This window comes from Streptomyces sp. NPDC026062 (assembly GCF_055568375.1).
The window spans coordinates 1-1,081 of sequence record NZ_JBVHOQ010000144.1 but is presented as its reverse complement, the minus strand read 5'-3'; the positions used below and the strand labels follow the sequence as shown (position 1 = coordinate 1,081).

Genomic DNA, 1,081 nt, shown 5'->3' with positions numbered 1-1,081 from the left:
TGAACCGTCCCGGGTCAGGTGGAGGCTCGATTCCGTGAAAGGATTGAGTCATGGCACGACCCTCCCGTTACCCCCTTGAGCTGCGCCGCCGTGCGGTGCGCATGGTCGCCGAGGTCCGCGGCGACTACCCGAACGAGACGGCCGCCCTGCAAGCGGTGGCGGACAAGCTCGGCATCCGTTCCCGCGAGACGCTGCGGAACTGGGTCAAGCAGCACGAGATCGACGCGGGACAACGGCCGGGCACAACGACGGAGGAATCCGCCCAGCTCAAGGCGCTCAAGAAGGAGAACGCCGAGCTCAAGCGGGCCAACGAGATCCTCAAGGCAGCGGCGAGTTTCTTCGCGGCCGAGCTCGACCGGCCACAGACGCGCTCGTAGCCTTCATCGACGAGCACCGGGACCGCTTCGGCGGGGTCGAGCCGATCTGCAGGACGCTTACCGAGCACGACTGCAAGATCGCCCCTTCCACCTACTACGCCCACCACAAACGCCTCCAGGCGCCCTCCGCCCGCCGCGTCCGCGACGCGGAACTCAAGAAGAAGATCAAGCAGGTCTACACGTCCAACTACCGTGTCTACGGAGCCCGGAAGATCTGGCGCGAGCTGAACCGGCAAGGCCATGAAGTGGCCCGCTGCACCGTCGAGCGCCTGATGCGCGAGCTCGGGATTCAGGGCGCCGTACGTGGCAAACGCGTCATCACCACCATCCCCGGCGGACAGGTGGACCGAGCGCCCGACCTGGTCGACCGCGACTTCGTCGCCGCCGCCCCGAACCGCTGCTGGGTGGCGGACTTCACCCACGTGAAGACCTGGTCCACAGTCGTTTACGTCGCCTTCGTCGTGGACACCTTCTCCCGCCGGATCGTCGGCTGGTCGGCGGCCACCGTGAAGGAGACCGTCTTCGTCCTGGACGCTCTGGAGATGGCGATCTGGCAGCGCGATCGCGACCAACAGCCCGTCCAAGCAGGTGAGTTGATACATCACTCGGATGCCGGGTCGCAGTACACATCGTTCAAGCTTGCCGAGCACCTCGAGGCCGCGGGCATCGCCGCAAGCATCGGATCCGTCGGCGACGCATACGAC

General features: G+C 66.1%; 2 protein-coding genes. Both read left to right on the top strand.

Features of this window, described 5'->3' with window-relative positions:
• Positions 1–50: 50 nt before the first annotated feature.
• The gene (locus tag ACZ4LX_RS38245) at positions 51–377 is read left to right on the top strand and encodes a transposase (protein ID WP_467652037.1); all 327 of its coding nucleotides are present in this window, start codon (positions 51–53) and stop codon (positions 375–377) included.
• Positions 378–382: 5 nt separating this feature from the next.
• The coding region (locus ACZ4LX_RS38240) for an IS3 family transposase (protein ID WP_467652040.1) at positions 383–1,081 on the top strand (699 nt) is incomplete at its 3' end.

Excerpts from the sequence above, each read along its gene's own strand:
- ACZ4LX_RS38245 (WP_467652037.1), top strand. The coding sequence starts at position 51 with ATGGCACGACCCTCCCGTTACCCCCTTGAGCTGCGCCGCCGTGCGGTG.